Source organism: Salinicola sp. (genome assembly GCF_982684285.1).
Window position 1 is genome coordinate 1 of sequence record NZ_CEXLVS010000069.1, and the last position, 16,818, is coordinate 16,818.

The 16,818-nt window shown below is 63.2% G+C and carries 13 protein-coding genes and 1 pseudogene; 6 read left to right on the forward strand and 8 right to left on the reverse strand.

The features are described 5' to 3' along the window. The coding region (locus AC3AYF_RS08130; RefSeq protein WP_487779604.1) for an FGGY-family carbohydrate kinase at positions 1-1,042 on the forward strand (1,042 nt) is incomplete at its 5' end. 36 nt (positions 1,043-1,078) lie between these two features. Here the strand turns inward: AC3AYF_RS08130 and AC3AYF_RS08135 are convergent. Then, the gene (locus tag AC3AYF_RS08135) at positions 1,079-1,669 is read right to left on the reverse strand and encodes a DNA-3-methyladenine glycosylase I (protein ID WP_295038374.1); all 591 of its coding nucleotides are present in this window, start codon (positions 1,667-1,669) and stop codon (positions 1,079-1,081) included. Between the two features lie 310 nt (positions 1,670-1,979). Here AC3AYF_RS08135 and AC3AYF_RS08140 point away from each other — a divergent pair, with 310 nt between their 5' ends. After that, positions 1,980-2,306, forward strand: a complete 327-nt coding sequence (locus AC3AYF_RS08140; protein ID WP_295038372.1) for a hypothetical protein — start codon at positions 1,980-1,982, stop codon at positions 2,304-2,306. A gap of 218 nt (positions 2,307-2,524) precedes the next feature. Here the strand turns inward: AC3AYF_RS08140 and fdhA are convergent, their stop codons facing one another. Together fdhA and AC3AYF_RS08150 are read right to left on the reverse strand one after the other, a co-directional pair. Then, a complete protein-coding gene (fdhA, locus tag AC3AYF_RS08145) occupies positions 2,525-3,718 on the reverse strand; it encodes a formaldehyde dehydrogenase, glutathione-independent (RefSeq protein WP_149433717.1) in 1,194 nt (397 codons plus the stop codon). A 254-nt stretch (positions 3,719-3,972) separates the two neighbouring features. Next, the gene (locus AC3AYF_RS08150; RefSeq protein WP_487779605.1) at positions 3,973-5,073 is read right to left on the reverse strand and encodes an FAD-binding oxidoreductase; all 1,101 of its coding nucleotides are present in this window, start codon (positions 5,071-5,073) and stop codon (positions 3,973-3,975) included. A gap of 438 nt (positions 5,074-5,511) precedes the next feature. Here AC3AYF_RS08150 and AC3AYF_RS08155 point away from each other — a divergent pair, with 438 nt between their 5' ends. Beyond that, a complete protein-coding gene (locus tag AC3AYF_RS08155) occupies positions 5,512-6,801 on the forward strand; it encodes an aromatic ring-hydroxylating oxygenase subunit alpha (protein WP_487779606.1) in 1,290 nt (429 codons plus the stop codon). A gap of 110 nt (positions 6,802-6,911) precedes the next feature. Here AC3AYF_RS08155 and AC3AYF_RS08160 read toward each other — a convergent pair whose 3' ends face one another. Both AC3AYF_RS08160 and AC3AYF_RS08165 read right to left on the reverse strand, forming a co-directional pair. Then, positions 6,912-9,062 carry a TonB-dependent receptor gene (locus AC3AYF_RS08160; RefSeq protein ID WP_295038364.1) on the reverse strand — a complete coding sequence of 717 codons (2,151 nt, stop codon included), beginning with the start codon at positions 9,060-9,062 and terminating at the stop codon, positions 6,912-6,914. A gap of 269 nt (positions 9,063-9,331) precedes the next feature. Next, positions 9,332-11,281: a TonB-dependent siderophore receptor gene (locus AC3AYF_RS08165; RefSeq protein WP_295038361.1), complete on the reverse strand. Its 1,950-nt coding sequence runs from the start codon at positions 11,279-11,281 to the stop codon at positions 9,332-9,334. A gap of 389 nt (positions 11,282-11,670) precedes the next feature. On the opposite strand from AC3AYF_RS08165, the gene AC3AYF_RS08170 reads away from it, so the two are divergent. After that, on the forward strand, positions 11,671-12,561 hold the full coding sequence (locus tag AC3AYF_RS08170) for an ABC transporter substrate-binding protein (protein ID WP_295038358.1): 891 nt from the start codon (positions 11,671-11,673) through the stop codon (positions 12,559-12,561). Next, a complete protein-coding gene (gene fhuB, locus AC3AYF_RS08175) occupies positions 12,558-14,555 on the forward strand; it encodes a Fe(3+)-hydroxamate ABC transporter permease FhuB (RefSeq protein WP_487779607.1) in 1,998 nt (665 codons plus the stop codon). Before AC3AYF_RS08170 ends, fhuB begins: the two co-directional genes overlap by 4 nt. Positions 14,556-14,570: 15 nt before the next feature. Here the strand turns inward: fhuB and AC3AYF_RS08180 are convergent, their stop codons facing one another. Next, on the reverse strand, positions 14,571-15,380 hold the full coding sequence (locus AC3AYF_RS08180; RefSeq protein ID WP_295038353.1) for a sugar phosphate isomerase/epimerase family protein: 810 nt from the start codon (positions 15,378-15,380) through the stop codon (positions 14,571-14,573). 92 nt (positions 15,381-15,472) lie between these two features. After that, positions 15,473-15,718 (reverse strand): hypothetical protein, encoded by a 246-nt coding sequence (locus AC3AYF_RS08185; protein ID WP_295038350.1) that lies wholly within the window; start codon positions 15,716-15,718, stop codon positions 15,473-15,475. Positions 15,719-15,882: 164 nt separating this feature from the next. Here AC3AYF_RS08185 and AC3AYF_RS08190 point away from each other — a divergent pair, with 164 nt between their 5' ends. After that, on the forward strand, positions 15,883-16,506 hold the full coding sequence (locus AC3AYF_RS08190; protein WP_487779608.1) for a transglutaminase-like cysteine peptidase: 624 nt from the start codon (positions 15,883-15,885) through the stop codon (positions 16,504-16,506). Here AC3AYF_RS08190 and AC3AYF_RS08195 read toward each other — a convergent pair. Beyond that, positions 16,500-16,818: pseudogene (locus AC3AYF_RS08195) on the reverse strand (hypothetical protein); the annotation flags it as partial. The gene AC3AYF_RS08190 and the pseudogene AC3AYF_RS08195 overlap by 7 nt on opposite strands.

The window sequence follows — 16,818 nt, forward strand, 5'->3', positions numbered from 1 at the left end:
TCACTGCACCGGAGTCGATCGCCGCTCGGTCTGCACCCTGGCCTGCAAGTGGACCTTCGACCCGCGCCCGGATCGCGGCTGGGATCGGGAGTTCCTCGCCCAGATCGACATGGCGGATGTGCTCGAGAAAGCCGCGCTTCCCGATCGCGCCGCTGCCGTGGGCGAGCCGCTGGGGCGACTGAGCGAGGCGGCTGCGGCCGAGCTCGGACTCACCACCGACTGCCTTTTCGCCGTCGGCATGATCGACGCCTACGCCGGCGCCATGGGCACGCTGGGGCGCAGCCTCGACGCGCACTCGGCGCATCGGCTGGCGGTGATTGCCGGCACCTCGACCTGCCATATCGGCGCCCAGCCGGAACGCCGCGAAGTTCCCGGCGTGTGGGGGCCCTACCCGGGCGCCCTGTGCGACGGATTCGTCGCCAACGAAGGCGGCCAGAGCCTGACCGGCGCGTTGCTGGATCACATCGTCGCCCTGTTCGGCGCGGGCCGCGAGTTCGGCGACGATCCCCACGGCGCGCTTTCGGAACTGCTGCTGGAGCGGCTGGTAGAGGGCGATCCGGCCCCGGACCTGCACGTTCGCCCGGACTTCATCGGCAATCGTTCGCCGCTGGCCGACCCCGAGATCCGCGGCGCCATCGTCGGCCTCACGCTGGAGTCGCCCAGAGAGACTTTCATCAAGGTGTACTGGGCCGCGGCGACGGCGCTGGTCTACGGGACCCGCGCCATCATCGAGCGCATGAACGCCAACGGCTATGCCATCGACACGCTCCATCTCAGCGGTGGCCACAATCGCTCCCCGCTGCTGCGCAAGCTCTACGCCGACGGCACCGGCTGTCGCGTGGTGCTGTCGGAAGCGCCGGAACCCGTGCTGCTGGGCGCCGCGGTAGCCGCCATGGCATCTCGGAGGGAAGGGGATCTACTGGCCGTTGCTCGTGAACTTGCGCCCAGCGAAGGTTTGCTCGAGCCCGATCCGACGACCAGGGAGCTCCACGAGAGACGCTATGCCGCGTTTCGCGATCTGTTCGGTGGACGCCTGGACTGAGCGCGAGACGAGGCGCCCGCGCCAGGCGTGCGGCGATCAGCCCATCGCCGCCACCGGCTTGCGGCGATGGCAGGTCTCGGCGTGGTCGTTGACCATGCCCACTGCCTGCATCCAGGCGTAGACGATGACCGGACCGACGAACTTGAAGCCGCGTTTCTTGAGCGCCTTGGAGATATCGACAGAGAGCGGTGTCTGGGTGGGAACCGAACCGTCGCTGCCGATAGAGTCCTGGATCGGCCGCCCACCGACCATGCTCCACAGGAACTCGGAGAAATCTTCTCCGTTGTCACGCATGGCGAGATAGGCACGCGCGTTGCCGATCGTCGCTTCGATCTTGGATCGCGAGCGGATGATGCCCGCGTTACCCATCAGCCGCTCGACGTCGTGCTCGTCGTATCGGGCGATCCGTTCGGGATCGAAGGCTTCGAACGCTTCGCGAAAGGCGTCGCGCTTCTTGAGAATGGTGAGCCAGGAGAGCCCCGCCTGGAAGCCGTCCAGGATCAGTTTTTCCCACAGCGCGCGGCTGTCGTACTCCGGCACGCCCCACTCCTCGTCGTGGTACTCGGCATTCAGCGGGTGGGTCTGGGCCCAGGCGCAGCGCGGCAGGTCGGGATTTGGCTCGGTCATGCTCGGATCTCGTCGGTGGCGGGAAGTGGGTCAATTGTGACATCCCCGCGCGAGGGATTTAAGTTGCTCCGAGTCTGAGTCAGCGGTTACGGGAATCACGCCCTCGCACAGAGGCCACGTACCGATATTGACGCTCACCACACCATCGACAAGGCCTGCACGGATTCATTTCAGGCATTGCGTCGAAAAATACACTGAAAAAACGATCTATCACGTTTTCGTGATGAATCACCGTTTATCTCACAGGTAACTTCATCATCAGTTGGATCAGACGACCAACGTCAACCGATGACAATGGAGTTGCCTTATCATGAGAATTCAAATCCTCTCCGCGCTTGCACTGGCCTTTGTACTGCCGCTTTCCGCTCAGGCCAATAGCGCCATGGCAGAGGCCGCCTTCGAGAAAAATCGCGAGATGCTGAGCGCACCCATGAGTGGTGCTGATGCGTCGACAGGGGGAGGCCACAATGCCAGAGTGACCGTCAGTGGCCACAGCGACGCGGCCAATAATGCTCTCCAGCAGGTAGCCCAGAGCACGCACCGAATCACGATGGTCATGTCCGGTACCGGCACGCTTTCCGCCAACGGCCAGAGCGCGGCCGCCAGCTCGGCTCTCACGGCCGTCAACGGAGGTTGAACAGGAATCCGGATTGGGGCGCGAAGAAACCGATAGTTCTCGACCGAGATCGAACCGTGATTTCCGGATATTTCGCTCGAGTCATTGCAATCATCATCAAGAACACCCGGTAGTGGGCTTTTTTCACATCAATGGGCCACGCATTCCATGGGAATTCGTGGACCATGAGTCTTTTACTCGGGTGCCCGAAGCTGAAGTAAGTGGCACCCTGTTTTCTGTTATCGAAGCACGCCGTGCGGATCGATCACGAATTTCTTGGCCGCGCCGCCGTCGAAGTCGGCGTAACCCTGCGGCGCCTCATCCAGCGAGATGGTCTGCACGTTCACCGCCTTGCCGATCTGGACCCTGTCGTGAAGGATCGCCTGCATCAGTTGGCGCTGATAGCGCATGGCCGGCGTCTGGCCGGTGTGGAACGACATCGCCTTGGCCCAGCCGAGGCCGAACTTCATCGAGATGTTGCCGTGCTTGGCGTCTTCGCTCTCGGCGCCCGGATCTTCGGTGACGTAGAGCCCCGGGATGCCGACCCGGCCGCCGGCCTGGGTGATCTCCATGGTGGCGTTGAGCACCGTCGCCGGCTGCTCGTGAGAATGGTTGTGACCATGGCAGTTGGCTTCGAAGCCCACCGCATCGACCGCGGCATCCACCTCCGGCACGCCCAGCACCGACTCGATCAATTCCGACATGCTGGCGTCCTGCTTGAGATCGAGACCTTCACAGCCAAAGCTGCGCGCCTGATCGAGGCGCTTGTCGTTCATGTCGCCGACGATCACGCAGGCCGCGCCCAGTAGCTGGGCGGAAACTGCTGCTGCCAGCCCCACCGGGCCCGCGCCGGCGATATAGACCGTCGACCCCGGCTGGACACCGGCGGTCACGCAGCCGTGGAAGCCGGTGGGGAAGATGTCCGAGAGCATGGTGAGATCGAGGATCTTCTCCATCGCCTGCTCCTTGTCGGGAAAGACGAGCAGCTGGAAATCGGCGTAGGGCACCATCACGTACTCGGCCTGACCGCCGACCCAGCCGCCCATATCGACATAGCCGTAGGCGCCACCGGCGCGGTCGCCGTTGACGTGCAGGCAGATATGGGTATCGCCGCGCTTGCAGTTGCGGCAGCGGCCGCAGGCGACGTTGAACGGCACCGAGACGATGTCGCCCTTCTTGATGAACTCGACGTCGCGGCCGCACTCGATCACCTCGCCGGTGATCTCGTGGCCGAGCACCAGCCCTTCCGGCGCCGTGGTTCGGCCACGCACCATGTGCTGGTCGCTGCCGCAGATGTTGGTGGTCAGAATCTTGAGGATGACGCCGTGATGGCACTGGCGGCTGCCGAGCGCCAGCTCAGGGAAAGGGATGCTCTCGACGGCGACCTTGCCGGCGCCGCGAAAGACGACGCCTCGATTGGCGGGTGAAGACATGGTGTGAACTCCTGGGTCTGGTCTCGGAATGCCTTGCGTCGTGCCGCTCTGGCGACGACATCGAAATGAAGGCGCGAGACCAGACTAGGAGTTACCTCGATGGTGAAACGGTCTCGTCACGCCACCGAATGACGCTGCGACGACAGCCGCCAGGTCCAAAGGTCTAACACTTGCAGCTCTTTGCTCTTTGCTCTTTGCTCTTTGCTCTTTGCTCTTTGCTCTTTGCTCTTTGCTCGTAGCTCGTAGCTCGTAGCTCAGAAATCGATGACGACTTTACCCCGCGGCTTCGAACAGCATGACAGGATGAAGCCCTCGGCTTCGTCCTCCTCGGTGATGCCGCCGTTGTGCTCCATCTCGACCTCGCCCTCGAGCTTCATCACACGACAGGTACCGCAGATCCCCATCCCGCAGGCTTTGGGAATATGCAGTCCCAGCTTGGCCGCCGCCGAGTGAATGGTGTCGTTCTCGCTGACCCGGATACTCTTGCCACTGCCGGTGAACTCGACCGGCATCAGCGTCGCCGTGTCGACCTCCTCGGCGTCGGCTTCGGCCTGCTCGGCCAGTTCCAGCACGTCCTCCTGAACGCTCAACGGCGTCGCGCCGAAGGACTCCTGGTGGTAGCTGGACATGTCGAAGCCATCTTCCTGCAGCACCTGGCGCACCGCCTTCATGAATGGCGCCGGCCCGCAGCAGAACACTTCCCGCTCGAGATAGTCGGGCGCCATCAGCGTCAGCATCTGCCGCGTCAGATAGCCCCGGAAACCGGACCAGGCCTGGCTGAGCTCGTCGCTGCGCTCGCACACGATATGCAGGCGGAACTCCGGCAGGCGCGAGAACATGTGCACCAGCTCACGGTGGTAGATGATGTCGTTGGGCGCCTGAGCGCAGTGGATGAACTCCAGGTCGACGGCGGCATTGGTATCGAAGAACCAGCGCGTCATCGACATCAACGGCGTGATCCCGACGCCGCCCGACAGCATCAGCACTTTCTCCGCCGGGTGATCGATGACGTTGAAATCGCCCACCGGCCCGTGCACCACCATCGGGTCACCGATCTTGAGATTGTCGTGCAACCAGTTGGAGACCTGCCCCCCCGGCAGCCGCTTGACGGTGATCGAGAAGCTGTAGGGAATCGAGGGGGAGCTGGAAATCGTATAGGAACGCATCACCGGCTGACCGGCGATCTCTAGCTCCAGCGTGACGAACTGCCCCGGCTTGAAGAAGAACATCACCGGCTGGTCGGCCATGAAACAGAACGTTCGCACGTTCCAGGTTTCCTGAATGACCTTGACGCACCGCACCTGATGTCGGCCGTTGGTCCAGGTTTGCGTATTGACCGGATTGAAGAATTGCATCGTCACCGCACTCGATCGGGGAAATGGCCAGGGCGAGAACGCCGATCCGCACAGCCGCTTCCGGTGAATTACCATCCTCAGCGGATTCTGCGCACGCCGACGCGGACCGACTTGCCTATCAACGACACGGGCATGCCAACCACCCCCAGGTGCTGCCAAAACCTCGATGCCGATACGAAAATTGACTCGCCGTGACACCCGCGCAGCTTCCTGGGCGCCAGGGTATCGACAGGTGACTTCCCGGTGAGCATTTGTGCCTGGCGGTCGGCCTGGCATCGACGAGTGTCGCGGCTGGACAACTTCCAAGCTATCGCCTGAGCGACACTCCGCCGAACGGATCGAATCGCTACCGACTAGCCACGCGCCGCCACACCCAGGTCGATCCCGCCAATGGGCTCGGGAAAGACCCACACTCTATTGTTTGATGAGGATGCGACCATGTCACCACTTCCACGCGACAGCCTGGATGACGCTCTCAGCGCGACCCGCAAGGCCGTGGCGGATATGCTGGATCAGCGTGACCCGACCTATTCGCTGCCCCAGCCCTTCTACAACGACCCGCGGCTGTTCCAGGTCGACATGGAGGAGATCTTCGAGAAGCAGTGGCTGTTCGCCGGCATGAGCTGCGAGATCCCCGCCAAGGGCAACTACTTCAAGCTCGAAGTGGGCAGCAACTCGATCATCGTTCTGCGCGGTGCCGAAAACAAGATTCACGCCTTTCACAACGTCTGTCGCCACCGCGGCTCGCGCCTGTGTCTAAAGGACAAGGGCAAGGTGGCCAAGCTGGTCTGCCCCTACCATCAGTGGACCTACGAACTCGACGGCCGGCTGCTGTTCGCCGGCAGCGACATGGGTACCGAGTTCGACATGAGCGCCTATGGCCTCAAGCCCGTGGCGGTGAAGAGCGCCGGCGGCTTCGTGTTCATCAACCTGAGCGAGGACCCGGAGCCGATCGACGACTTCCTGGTCTCGCTGGAGCACTATCTCTCGCCCCACGAGATGGACAACGTCAAGGTCGCGGTGGAGTCCAACATCGTCGAGCGCTGCAACTGGAAGCTGGTGATCGAGAACAATCGCGAGTGCTACCACTGCAACGGCGCCCATCCCGAACTGCTCAACTCGCTGATCGAATTCGACGATACCGACGACCCCCGCTCCACCGGCGAGTACCGCGATCTGGTCGCCCGCAAGCAGGCCGACTGGACCACCTGCGAGGTACCGTGGCAGCTGGCCCGATTCGGCAAGCGCAACCGTCTCACCCGCACCCCGCTGATCGACGGCATCGTCTCGATGACCATGGACGGCAAGCCAGGCTGCAACAAGCTGATGGGCCATATACCCAATGCGGACATGGGCTCGCTGCGCATCCTCCACCTGCCCAACTCCTGGAACCACTTCATGGGCGACCATGCCGTGGTCTTCCGCGTGCTGCCGCTGGGTCCGCAGGAGACGCTGGTCACCACCAAGTGGCTGGTGCACAAGGATGCCGTCGAAGGGACCGACTACGCCCCCGAACGGCTGCGCCAGGTGTGGGACGCCACCAACGATCAGGACCGCCGCCTGGCCGAGGAGAACCAGCTCGGCATCAATTCCCGCGCCTATCAGCCCGGCCCCTACTCGCAGACCTACGAGTTCGGCGTCATCGATTTCGTCAACTGGTACAGCGAGACACTGAGGGCCAACCTCAGTGTCGAGACATCGCCCCAGTTGCAGGTCGCCTCGCAGTAACGCTGCACGGCTTGAGCGGCAAGCGATCCACGCTTTACCGGTCATCCACCCATGAAAAAGGCGCTTCCCGAAGGAGGCGCCTTTTTGCTGGTTGCCAGGAGATTCGCGAACTAGAACTCCACCGTTGCCGACAGCTTGAACGTCCGCGGCTCTCCCTGAACCAGCGTCTGGGAACCGGTCGTCGCGGCAGACGCCCAGTAATCTTCGTCGGTGACGTTGTCGACCCCGGCCCGCCAGATCAGGCTGGCCTCGTTGAGGGGCATGGTGTAGCGGAAGCCGAGATCGAGACGATTCCAGGGATCGACCTCGAGGTTATTGGCCTCATCGACGTACTGCGAGCCGGTGCGGATGAACCGGCCGGTCGCCGTGAGCCGGTCCATGTGGGGGATATCCCACTCACCGCCCAGCACATAACGATAGGTCGGCACACCAGGCGCGTCGTTGCCATCGTTCTCACCATTGGTGGTATTACTGAGTTCCGGATCCATGAAGGTGGCACTCGCCAACACGCGCACGCCTTCCAACGGCACTCCATAGCCACTCAACTCGATGCCGCGGTTGCGTTGCTCGCCGTTGTAACCGGCAGTGTTGTCCTCAATGCTGACCTGCGGCTGCTCGACCTGGAACAGGCTGATGCCACCGCCGATATTGCCGTAATCGAACTTGGCACCAATCTCGTCCTGCTTCGAGCGCACGATACCCAGTATTTCATTGGGATTCGTCAGGCTGGGATAATTGCTCTGGCTGGGCGCCGTTTCCCCCTGCTGCAACGCTTCGATATGGTTGGCGTAGAGCGAAATGCTGTCCGTCGCCTTGTAGACGATGCCGTAGATAGGCGTGACGCGGGATTCCGTGAAACGACTGTCGCGAACGCCAGTGTTGCCGTTGTAGTTGTTGACTTCGATTTCCTGATAGCGACCGCCAAGCGTCAGCAACACACGATCATCGAAGACTCCCAACGTATCGGACAAGGACACGCCGTTGTTGTAGGTGCGCCCCGTTGTCGTCGGGTCACCAAGATCGCCGCTAGGGAAGTTGGGCTCACGAATGGGAACATCGACCGGATCATAGATATTGGTCGGTGCGCCGGTAAAGATGCCATCGAAGGCGACATCCTTGCGGGAGTAGACGCTGGAGTACCCCAGATTAACCTGATGGGAGACCGGTCCGGTGTCCAACTGCCCGCGCAAACCGACTTGGCTGGCGAAGGTCTCCGACTGATAAGCCGTATCGAGCTGGGAAACCGTGGCATCTCCATCTTCATTGATCACGCTAGGTGAGCCCGCAAGGCTCCGCTCGTGGGTACGATTCCCCCCGATTGCGGCATAACCGGTCCAGGAATCGCTGAAATCGTACTCGCCACGCAGCATGGCGAAATTGGTTTCCAGGCTCGCGCGATTCCAGCTCGGCGTGTAGTTGCTGTCGGCACTCGGCACCGACGGAACGGCGTCACCGGTGTAATTGGCCAGGTTCACATTCAGGCGGCCGCCATCGATGACGGATTTCTGGTGACCGACGTCCAGCGATGCCCGAGCACGATCGCCTCGGTAATCCAGCCCTATGATCGCGGACGTATTCTTGCGGCTTTCGTCATCGATCGCCATATCGCCACGGCCGCGATTGATACTGGCCCGAATCCCATATTCATTCTGATCGCCGAAGCGCCGACCCACGTCGAGTTCGGTCTCGCCGTAGCTATCCGACTGATATCCCGTGGAAATTCGGGTGATCGGCTCGTGGGTCGCCCGCTTGGGCTCGATGTTGACCGCGCCGCCAACGCCAGTGCCGCCGGCCGGCACGCCATTGGCGAACGCACTGGCACCTTTGAACAGTTCGACCCGCCCCATCATGCTGGTGTTGATCAGCTGGCGTGGCAGTACGCCGTATAGCCCACCGTAGGAAATATCGTCACCGTACAGGTCGAAGCCGCGGACCTTGAATGACTCCGAGTAGTTGCCGAACCCCTTACCCACCATCACCGAGGCATCGTTTTGCAGCACGTCACCCAGCGTGTCGGCTTGCTGGTTCTCGATCAGCTCATCGGTATAGCTGATGACGTTGAACGGCACGTCCATGGCGTCCTGCTCGCCCAGAACCCCGATCCGACCACCGGCCGCGACCTGCCCGCCCGCATAGGCCGGCGGCGGTGTATCGCCTTGGGTCAGGATCGCCTGGCTGGTGACAGTGACCGTATCGAGGGACTGACTATCGCCAGGATTGCCTTGGGCCCAGCTCGTGGTGACGACAGGTGGCGCGCTCATGGTCACTGCAACAAAAGCCAACCTGCCGAAGAGACGTCTGTTCTCGGGAGACGCGATACCTGAGTTCATTAGCCTTGGACCTATCGATATGGGGCGGGCGGAGTATAAAGCGGGCCCATTCTATAGCGTCCCGAGATCAATATGAATAGAAACGAGAATCATTATTGAGTTACGTATGACGCCAGATGTCGCAAGCCAGGCGTCATACAACAAAAAGCCCGGCATTGGCCGGGCTTCTGTTCATGGCAGAGGTTCAGTGCAGAAATTGTTTACCAACGGTATTTCAGACTGCCGATGACGCTACGAGATTCGCCGTAATAGCACCAGTAGTCACAACCGCTGACGTACTCTTTATCCGTCAGATTGGTGACGTTGACCTGAGCGGTCCAGTGCGAGTCGATCGCGTAGCTGGCCATCGCATCGTAAAGCGTATAGGCCGGCACTCGGGTATCGCTGTACTGAGGCGAATCCACGCTGGTACCGATGTACCGAGCGCCTGCGCCCAGACCCAGCCCGTCGAGCGGGCCTTGATCGAAGTCGTAATCCAGCCACAGCGATGCCTGATGACGCGGGATCAAACCGGCGCGTAGATCATTCAATGTGTCGCTCACGTCGACCGTGACGTCGGTGTAGGTGTAAGCCGCCGTGACCTGAAGGTTGTCGGTCACGTAACCCACCCCTTCCAGCTCGAACCCGCGCGAATGACGCTCCCCGCCCTGGTTGCTGGAAGATCCGCCGCTGGGGTACAACGTGTCGCTCTCCTTGAGATCGAAGACCGCGGCCGTCACGTAGCCATCCAGCCACTCCGGGGCATACTTGAGACCCAGTTCCCACTGCTCGCCTTCGCTGGGCTGGTAAGCGTCTCCATCGAGATCGTTGCCGATATTGGGTGTGAACGATTCGCTGTAGCTCAGATAGGGCGACAGGCCATAGTCACCGAGATACATGACGCCGCCGGTATAGGACATCTGGGTATCGTCGTAGCTCTGATCGTCGCCACCGTCCTGCTTGTTGGTGACGTCGACGCTATCGTGGCGCGCGCCCGCCAGCAGAATCCAGCGGTCATAGAGACGCAGTTGATCCTGAACGTAGAGACCGATCTGTTCCTTGCCCTGATCGTAATAGGCCGAAGCGCCGGGCCTCCCCGAGCCGCTATCTTGGGGATCAAAGATATCGATCTGGTCGTAGACAAAGTTATCGCGGCTAAGGTAGTCCGCATCCAGGTGCTGATAATCCAGCCCCACCAACAGCGTGTTCTCGGTGTTGTCGGTGTACCAGGTGCCGATCATGCGGTTATCGATGGTGAAGGCGTCGTAGCTACCGTCGCGGTAGGTCAGTCCCCGCTGAGCGTTACGATCATCGAGCATGTACGACGGATAAGCCGTGCGCAGGAAGAGATCCAGGGAGGCGAACCGTGCGTTCTGCTGAAATTCCCAGGTATCGTCGATGGTGTGCTCGAGCTCATAGCCGACGGCAATCTGTTCGTGCTCGAGCCTGTCGTTATCGTTGTCACCGAGATCGGTATCGCGATCGACTTTGCCGAATGGCGTGTCGTTGACGGAACCGTAGGGCAGATAGAACACGTTGGCCGGCGTACCGTGATCGCGCTGATAGCTGGCCAGCAGCGTCAGCGTGGTGTCGTCGGAGAGATCGATCGCCAGACTGGGCGCGAAGTAGACCCGCTCGTTATCCGTGCCGTCGAGCTCGCCGTCCTGATCGCGGAATAGCCCGACGAAGCGATAACGCACGTCGCCGCTTTCGCTGGCCGGACCGGAGGTATCGATCCCCACCTGGCGATGGCCCTTGTTGCCCCCCTGAATCTCGAACAGACCTTGTGCTTCCTCGGTGGGTCGCTTGCTGATGGCGTTGACGATACCGCCGGGAGGCGCTTCGCCGTAGAGAATGGAGGCCGGCCCCTTCAGGAAGTCGACGCGCTCGAGACCAAAGGGCTCGGTCTTCCACCACAGATACCCCGCCTCTCTGAACAGACGCAGTCCGTCCTGATAGGTGGAGTCCTCCCCCGCAAACCCTCGGAAGAAAAACCAGTCAGCCTTGGCGTCGTTCCCGTAGGGTGCCGACAATGCGCCGGCACGATAGCGTAAAACCTGGTCATACTTGTTGACCGCGCGTCTCTCCAACTCGGTATCGGTGACCACAGAGGCCGAACGCGGCGTCTCCAGCAGCGGCGTGTCGACCTTGAGCGCCGTGCTGGTGACCACGACGGTATCATTGTTGGTGGTTGGCTCTTGGGCAAGTACGCTTCCCGTACAAGCCAAAAGCAGCATGCCGCTCACGGCGGCGAGAGTGTTCCCTGGATTCATCGGATCGAATGCCCGTTTATCACGTTGTAGGAGCCGGCAGCCGTCGGCCGGGCGTTTGTTATCGACAGTATTCTAAATGACAATCATTGTCATGTGTATTCAAGTAGGAAGTACTTCCTCTCTTTATTGATAACGATTGTCATTCGATCTACCATCACCGCCCGTAGCCGCATCCGGCGCCGCGTTTCTGGCCGGATGAGCGCCGTGCCACTCTCCTCCGTCGCCAGGAAACCGTCACTTTGTCGCGTGTTCGCTCTTTTCCAGCTCTCCTCGCACTTGCGGTTGCCTTGCTGCTGGGGACGAGCACCGCGCTGGCGGACGCCCCGGCCGACGCCGATTCGAAACCGTTGCGAATCGCGGCCGCCAACTGGACGGTCGTCGAGACCCTCATCGCCCTGGGGGTCGAACCCTACGCGGTGTCGGACATCCCCAACTACAACGCCTGGGTCAAGGCACCGGCGATCCCCGCTTCAACCTTGGACATGGGACTGCGCAACGAGCCCAACCTCGAACTGCTGGCCCAGGATCCGCCCGACCTGCTGATGACGAGCGCCCTGTTCTCCCGCGACAACGCCCGCCTGGAGCGGCTGATGCCGGTCAGGATGATCGACAACTTCTACACCGACCGGCCCTATTACGGGGCGACGCTGGCGATGACCCGCGAGATCGCGAGGCTGACCGGCCGGCGGCCGCAGGCCGAGGCCCTGATCGCCGAGACCGATGCCGTTCTCGAGCGCGCCGCACAGGCCCTGCAAGGGAGGAAGACGCCGCTCTATCTGGTGCAGTTCAGCGATGCCCAGCACGTCCGAGTGTTCGGCCAGGGCAACATGGTGGGTACGCTGTTCTCCCGTACCGATCTCACCAATGCCTGGACCGGTCCGACCAACTCCTGGGGCTACGCCAGCATCCCGATCGACCGGCTGGCCGAGCGTCCCGAAGCGCGCATCGTCGTCATCGAGCCTTATCCCAGAGGCGTGGAAGAGGCCCTGCACGACAATCAGATCTGGCAGCACCTGCCGGCGGTCCGCGCGGGGCGGGTGAGCTTCATCGATCCCATCTGGCCTTACGGCGGACTGATCTCACTACAGCGCCTGGCTCGTTCGCTGGTCGAGGTCGGCACCCAGACCCCCATCTCCGACGCGGCTCCCGACTCGTCCGTCGAGGGCCAGGCGCCATGACGCTTCGCGCGCGGTCACCCGCCTGGTTCGCCCTTATCCTGCTGCTGCTGGCGATCTGCCTGGGAGCCGCGACCCTGCATACCCGGTTCGGCGATCTTTCCGGGCACTGGTGGCAATCCATCGTTGCCCCCGACGACGACCGGATCCGCCAGATCGTGATGCACTACACCTTCATGCCGAGGCTGCTGGTGGCGCTGCTGGGCGGCGCGGCCCTGGCCCTGGCGGGTTGCCTGATGCAGCAGGTGTTGCGCAACCCGCTGGCGTCGCCGGCGACGCTGGGCGTCACCAGCGGTGCGCAGCTGGCGCTGGTCGTCGCGACGCTGTGGGCGCCGAGCTGGATGCTGGCCGGGAGGGAATGGATCGCCCTGGCCGGCGGCATCGCGGCGATGCTGCTGGTCTTCGCGCTCTCCTGGAAGCGGCGTCTGGCGCCGATGGTGGTGGTGCTCTCCGGAATGGTGGTCAGCCTCTATTTCAGCGCCATCAACAGTGCCCTGCTGCTGTTCCATCAGGAGAGCCTGTCGGGACTGTTCATCTGGGGGTCGGGAGCGCTGGCCCAGGATAGCTGGCACGACACCCGCTTCCTGCTGCTGCGCCTGGGTATCGTGGTGGTGGTGGCACTGCTGCTGCTGCGGCCGCTGGCGCTGCTCGATCTCGAGGAGGACGGCGCCAAGAGCCTCGGCATCTCGCTGCGCAAGCTGCGCTTCGCCGGCCTGGGCCTGGGGATATTCATCACCGCCTGCGTGGTCAGCGCCATCGGCCTGATCGGTTTCATCGGCCTCGCCTCTCCGGCCATCGCACGGCTCTCCGGCGCCCGCACGCTGTCCCAGCGCCTCGTCTGGTCGATGATTCTGGGCGCGCTTCTGCTCGCGGTGACGGATCTCGCCGTGCAGCAGTTGGCTCCGTTCACGGCATCCCTGCTGCCGACCGGCGCCATGACGGCAGCGCTGGGTGCCCCGCTGCTGCTGTGGCTGTTGCCGCGCCTGCGGGTCAGCGGATCACGGCCAACGCCAAGCACGGGGCTGACCATGCCGCGCCTGGCACGACCAGATCGCCGCCTGTGGGCTCTGGCCGGCCTGACGGTGGTTGCCTGCACGCTGGCGCTGCTGGTCGGCTTCATGCTCGACGGCCACGCCAGCTATCCCAGCGTGGCAGGCACCGGCGACCTGGCGCTCATCGTCGACTGGCGGTTGCCGCGCGTGGCCACGGCCGCGGCGGCGGGGCTGATGCTGGCCATCGCCGGCACCCTGCTGCAGCGGATGACCGGCAACCCCATGGCCAGTCCCGAGGTCCTCGGCATCAGCGCCGGCGTGGCGATCGGCGTGATCGCGCTGATGCTGCTGCCGCTCGGCATCGCCCCACTGAGCGGCTCCGTGATGGGCTTCAGCGGGGCCACCGTTGCGCTGCTGGTGCTGATCGTCTGCAACCGCCGCAGTGGCTTTGCGCCGGAGCGGCTGCTGTTGACCGGCATCGCCATCTCCTCTCTGCTGGACGCGATGCGCGCCATAGTGCTGGCCAGCGAGGATCCCAGGGCGCAGCAGTTGCTCTCGTGGCTGGGTGGGTCGACCTACTACGCCAGTCTCACTTCGAGCGGCTGGATCGTGGCGATCGCCATCCTCCTGCTGGCGCTGACGCTGCCTCTGCAGCGCTGGTTGACGTTGCTGCCGTTGGGCGCGCCCACCGCCAGGGCGCTCGGCGTCGACGTGGATCGCAGCCGACTGATGCTGCTGGCACTGGTCGCCCTGCTGACCGTCGCCGCGACCCTGGTCATCGGGCCGCTCTCCTTCGTCGGCCTGATGGCCCCGCACATGGCGCGCCTGATGGGATTCCACGGCGCCAGGCATCAACTGCTCGGGGCCGGGCTGCTGGGGATGCTGGTCATGGTGACCGCCGACTGGCTGGGCAGAAATCTGTTCTTCCCCTATCAGCTGCCGGCGGGCCTGATCGCCGCGTTGATCGGCGGCGTCTACTTCATGTGGGGGTTGCGGAGGATCTGAAGCGCGCATCGGCGCTCAACGGCGCGCACGGGCGTAGCCGCGCCAGATCTCCCGGGAGCGAGAGAGTTCGTCTTCCAGAATGCGGCGGTTGCCCTCGCTCGACACCGGCAAGACGGGATCGTGCATCGGCGGCAGGCACTCCATGATCACCGGTCCGTCGAAACCGATCCGCGCGAGCGCGTCGAACTGCGCTTCGAAATCCACGCCACCGCTGCCGATACCGCCGCGCGTGGAATCCGACACCTGGTAGATCGCCAGGGCGTCGCGGCTCGACTCGATCGCCGCGACCGGGTCGGTCTCTTCGAAATGCAGGTGGTAGCTGTCGAGAACCAGCCCGAAATTGGCTCTGGCCACCTGCCCTACCAGCCGGTTGGCCTCCTCGACCGTGTGAATCATCGGCGCTTCGTCGCGATTGACGACTTCATAGACCAATCGAATGTCCCGCTCGGCGGCATAGTCGGCCAGCTCGCGACACGCCGCCGACAAGGCGTCGAAGGGCGTGGCATGGCCCCGAATCCACAGCGACAGCATCGACAGCGTGACGACGGGCGCCTCGAGTTCGGCGGCGCGGTCGATGACCTGACGATAGGCGTCCACGCCCTGCGCGACGTCCGGCGCTTCCCCGACCTGCGGGCCGATCCGCCGGGCATCCACGGCCATCAGCGCAAGCTCCCTGCGCGCCAGTGAATCCCGGATCGCCGCCGGGGAGGTATGCTCCCATAGCTCGTCGAGCTGGACGCCATCGAACCCCAGCTCGACCACCTTGTCCATCAGCAGTTCGAGGTCGTCGATGCCGAGCGTCCAGGTGCAGAGTCCCATCGCCATGCCGCCGACTCCTGTATCGCGTCAGTTGCCTCTCCCAGCATAGGCAAGGATCCGCGACACCGTCACCCTGGGCACCAGCGTTGCCCGAGACCTCAGGGAGTACCGAGGACGGGCAGCAGATGGCGCTCGATCGCCTCGCGAACGGATGGCAGCATCACGTCGGTGTGCTGCATCAGATCGCGAATGGCCGGCTCCAGCCCCTCGACGCCTCGCGCGCGATGACACCCGGCTGCCAGCCGCGCACAGCTCTCGGGGCACGCCTCCTCGGGGATATGCACCCCCAGCGAGACCAACCGCTGACGAAAGTCCTCGCCATCGATGAGATCGACGATCATCATGATCCACCTCCGTTCGACAAATGTTGCCGTGCAAGTCGCTATCAGGGGCATGGCCCTCGGGCCGGCCGCGTGTTCTATTATCTATCGCATCGCGACAGGCTGCGTCGATACCCGAAACGTCGCCATGTCGGTTTCACGAAGCTCGGTGTCACTCATGGAGACGCATGCCAGCGACCGCTCTTCCCTCACCCCGTTTTCGACGCCTGGCCTATCTGCTGCTTGCCGTGCTGCCGACGACGGCCTCCGCGGCTGGCTTTACCTACTGGGACGATCCCGGCGCCACCGCCGTGACGCTCACCCGAGAGCAGTTCGTGGCGCAGGCCAGCCATCGGCAAGGCGAGGAGCGGCTGGCTTTCGTCAATCGCGTGATCAATAACGCCGCCCGCCAGCAGTTCGAAAAGGTCGATACCTGGAAGGGCTTCGATCGCCTGGTCCGCGATGGCTTCGGTGACTGCGAGGACTTCGCCATCGCCAAGTACCAGATCCTGATCGCCGCCGGTACGTCGCCGCGGCGACTCGACTTTCTCGCCGCCGACGACACTCTCACCCCGACCTATCATGCGGTGCTGCGCTACCGCCAGGATGACGGCTCCCACCTGATTCTGGACAACCTGACGCCGATGATGCTGCCGGAGTCCCGCCGCACGGACCTGATACCGCTGGTCGCGTTCGACGCCCACCACGCCGAGCATTTTCGCGGCGGTCGCTTTCACGCCGTCGATCCGGCACGCGTCGTGCTCGGCGGCCAGCGGCTATCGGAACGGATGCCCCGGCTGCTGGACTACTGATCGTCCTGAGCGAGGATTTTTTCCGCCCGCAGATAATCGATCAGCTTCTCGGCGGCCTCCTCCGGCGAGAGATCGGTCAGTACCTGGCCGCCGGACGCGGAGGACTTGGCCGCGGCAGCCTTGAAACGGTCCCGCGCATTGGTGGATTTCACCACCTTGAGCCGCTTGGGCCGCGCCCGCGCCGGCTGCCACTGCCAGCCGGCGCTGCCGGTGTCGAGACGCGATTCGTCCGCGGGCAGCAGATCGTCGACGGTCTCGATGCGCCCGCGCCGCGCCGGACCGAAGGCGCTCTGACGTGGCGCCTCGGCGACA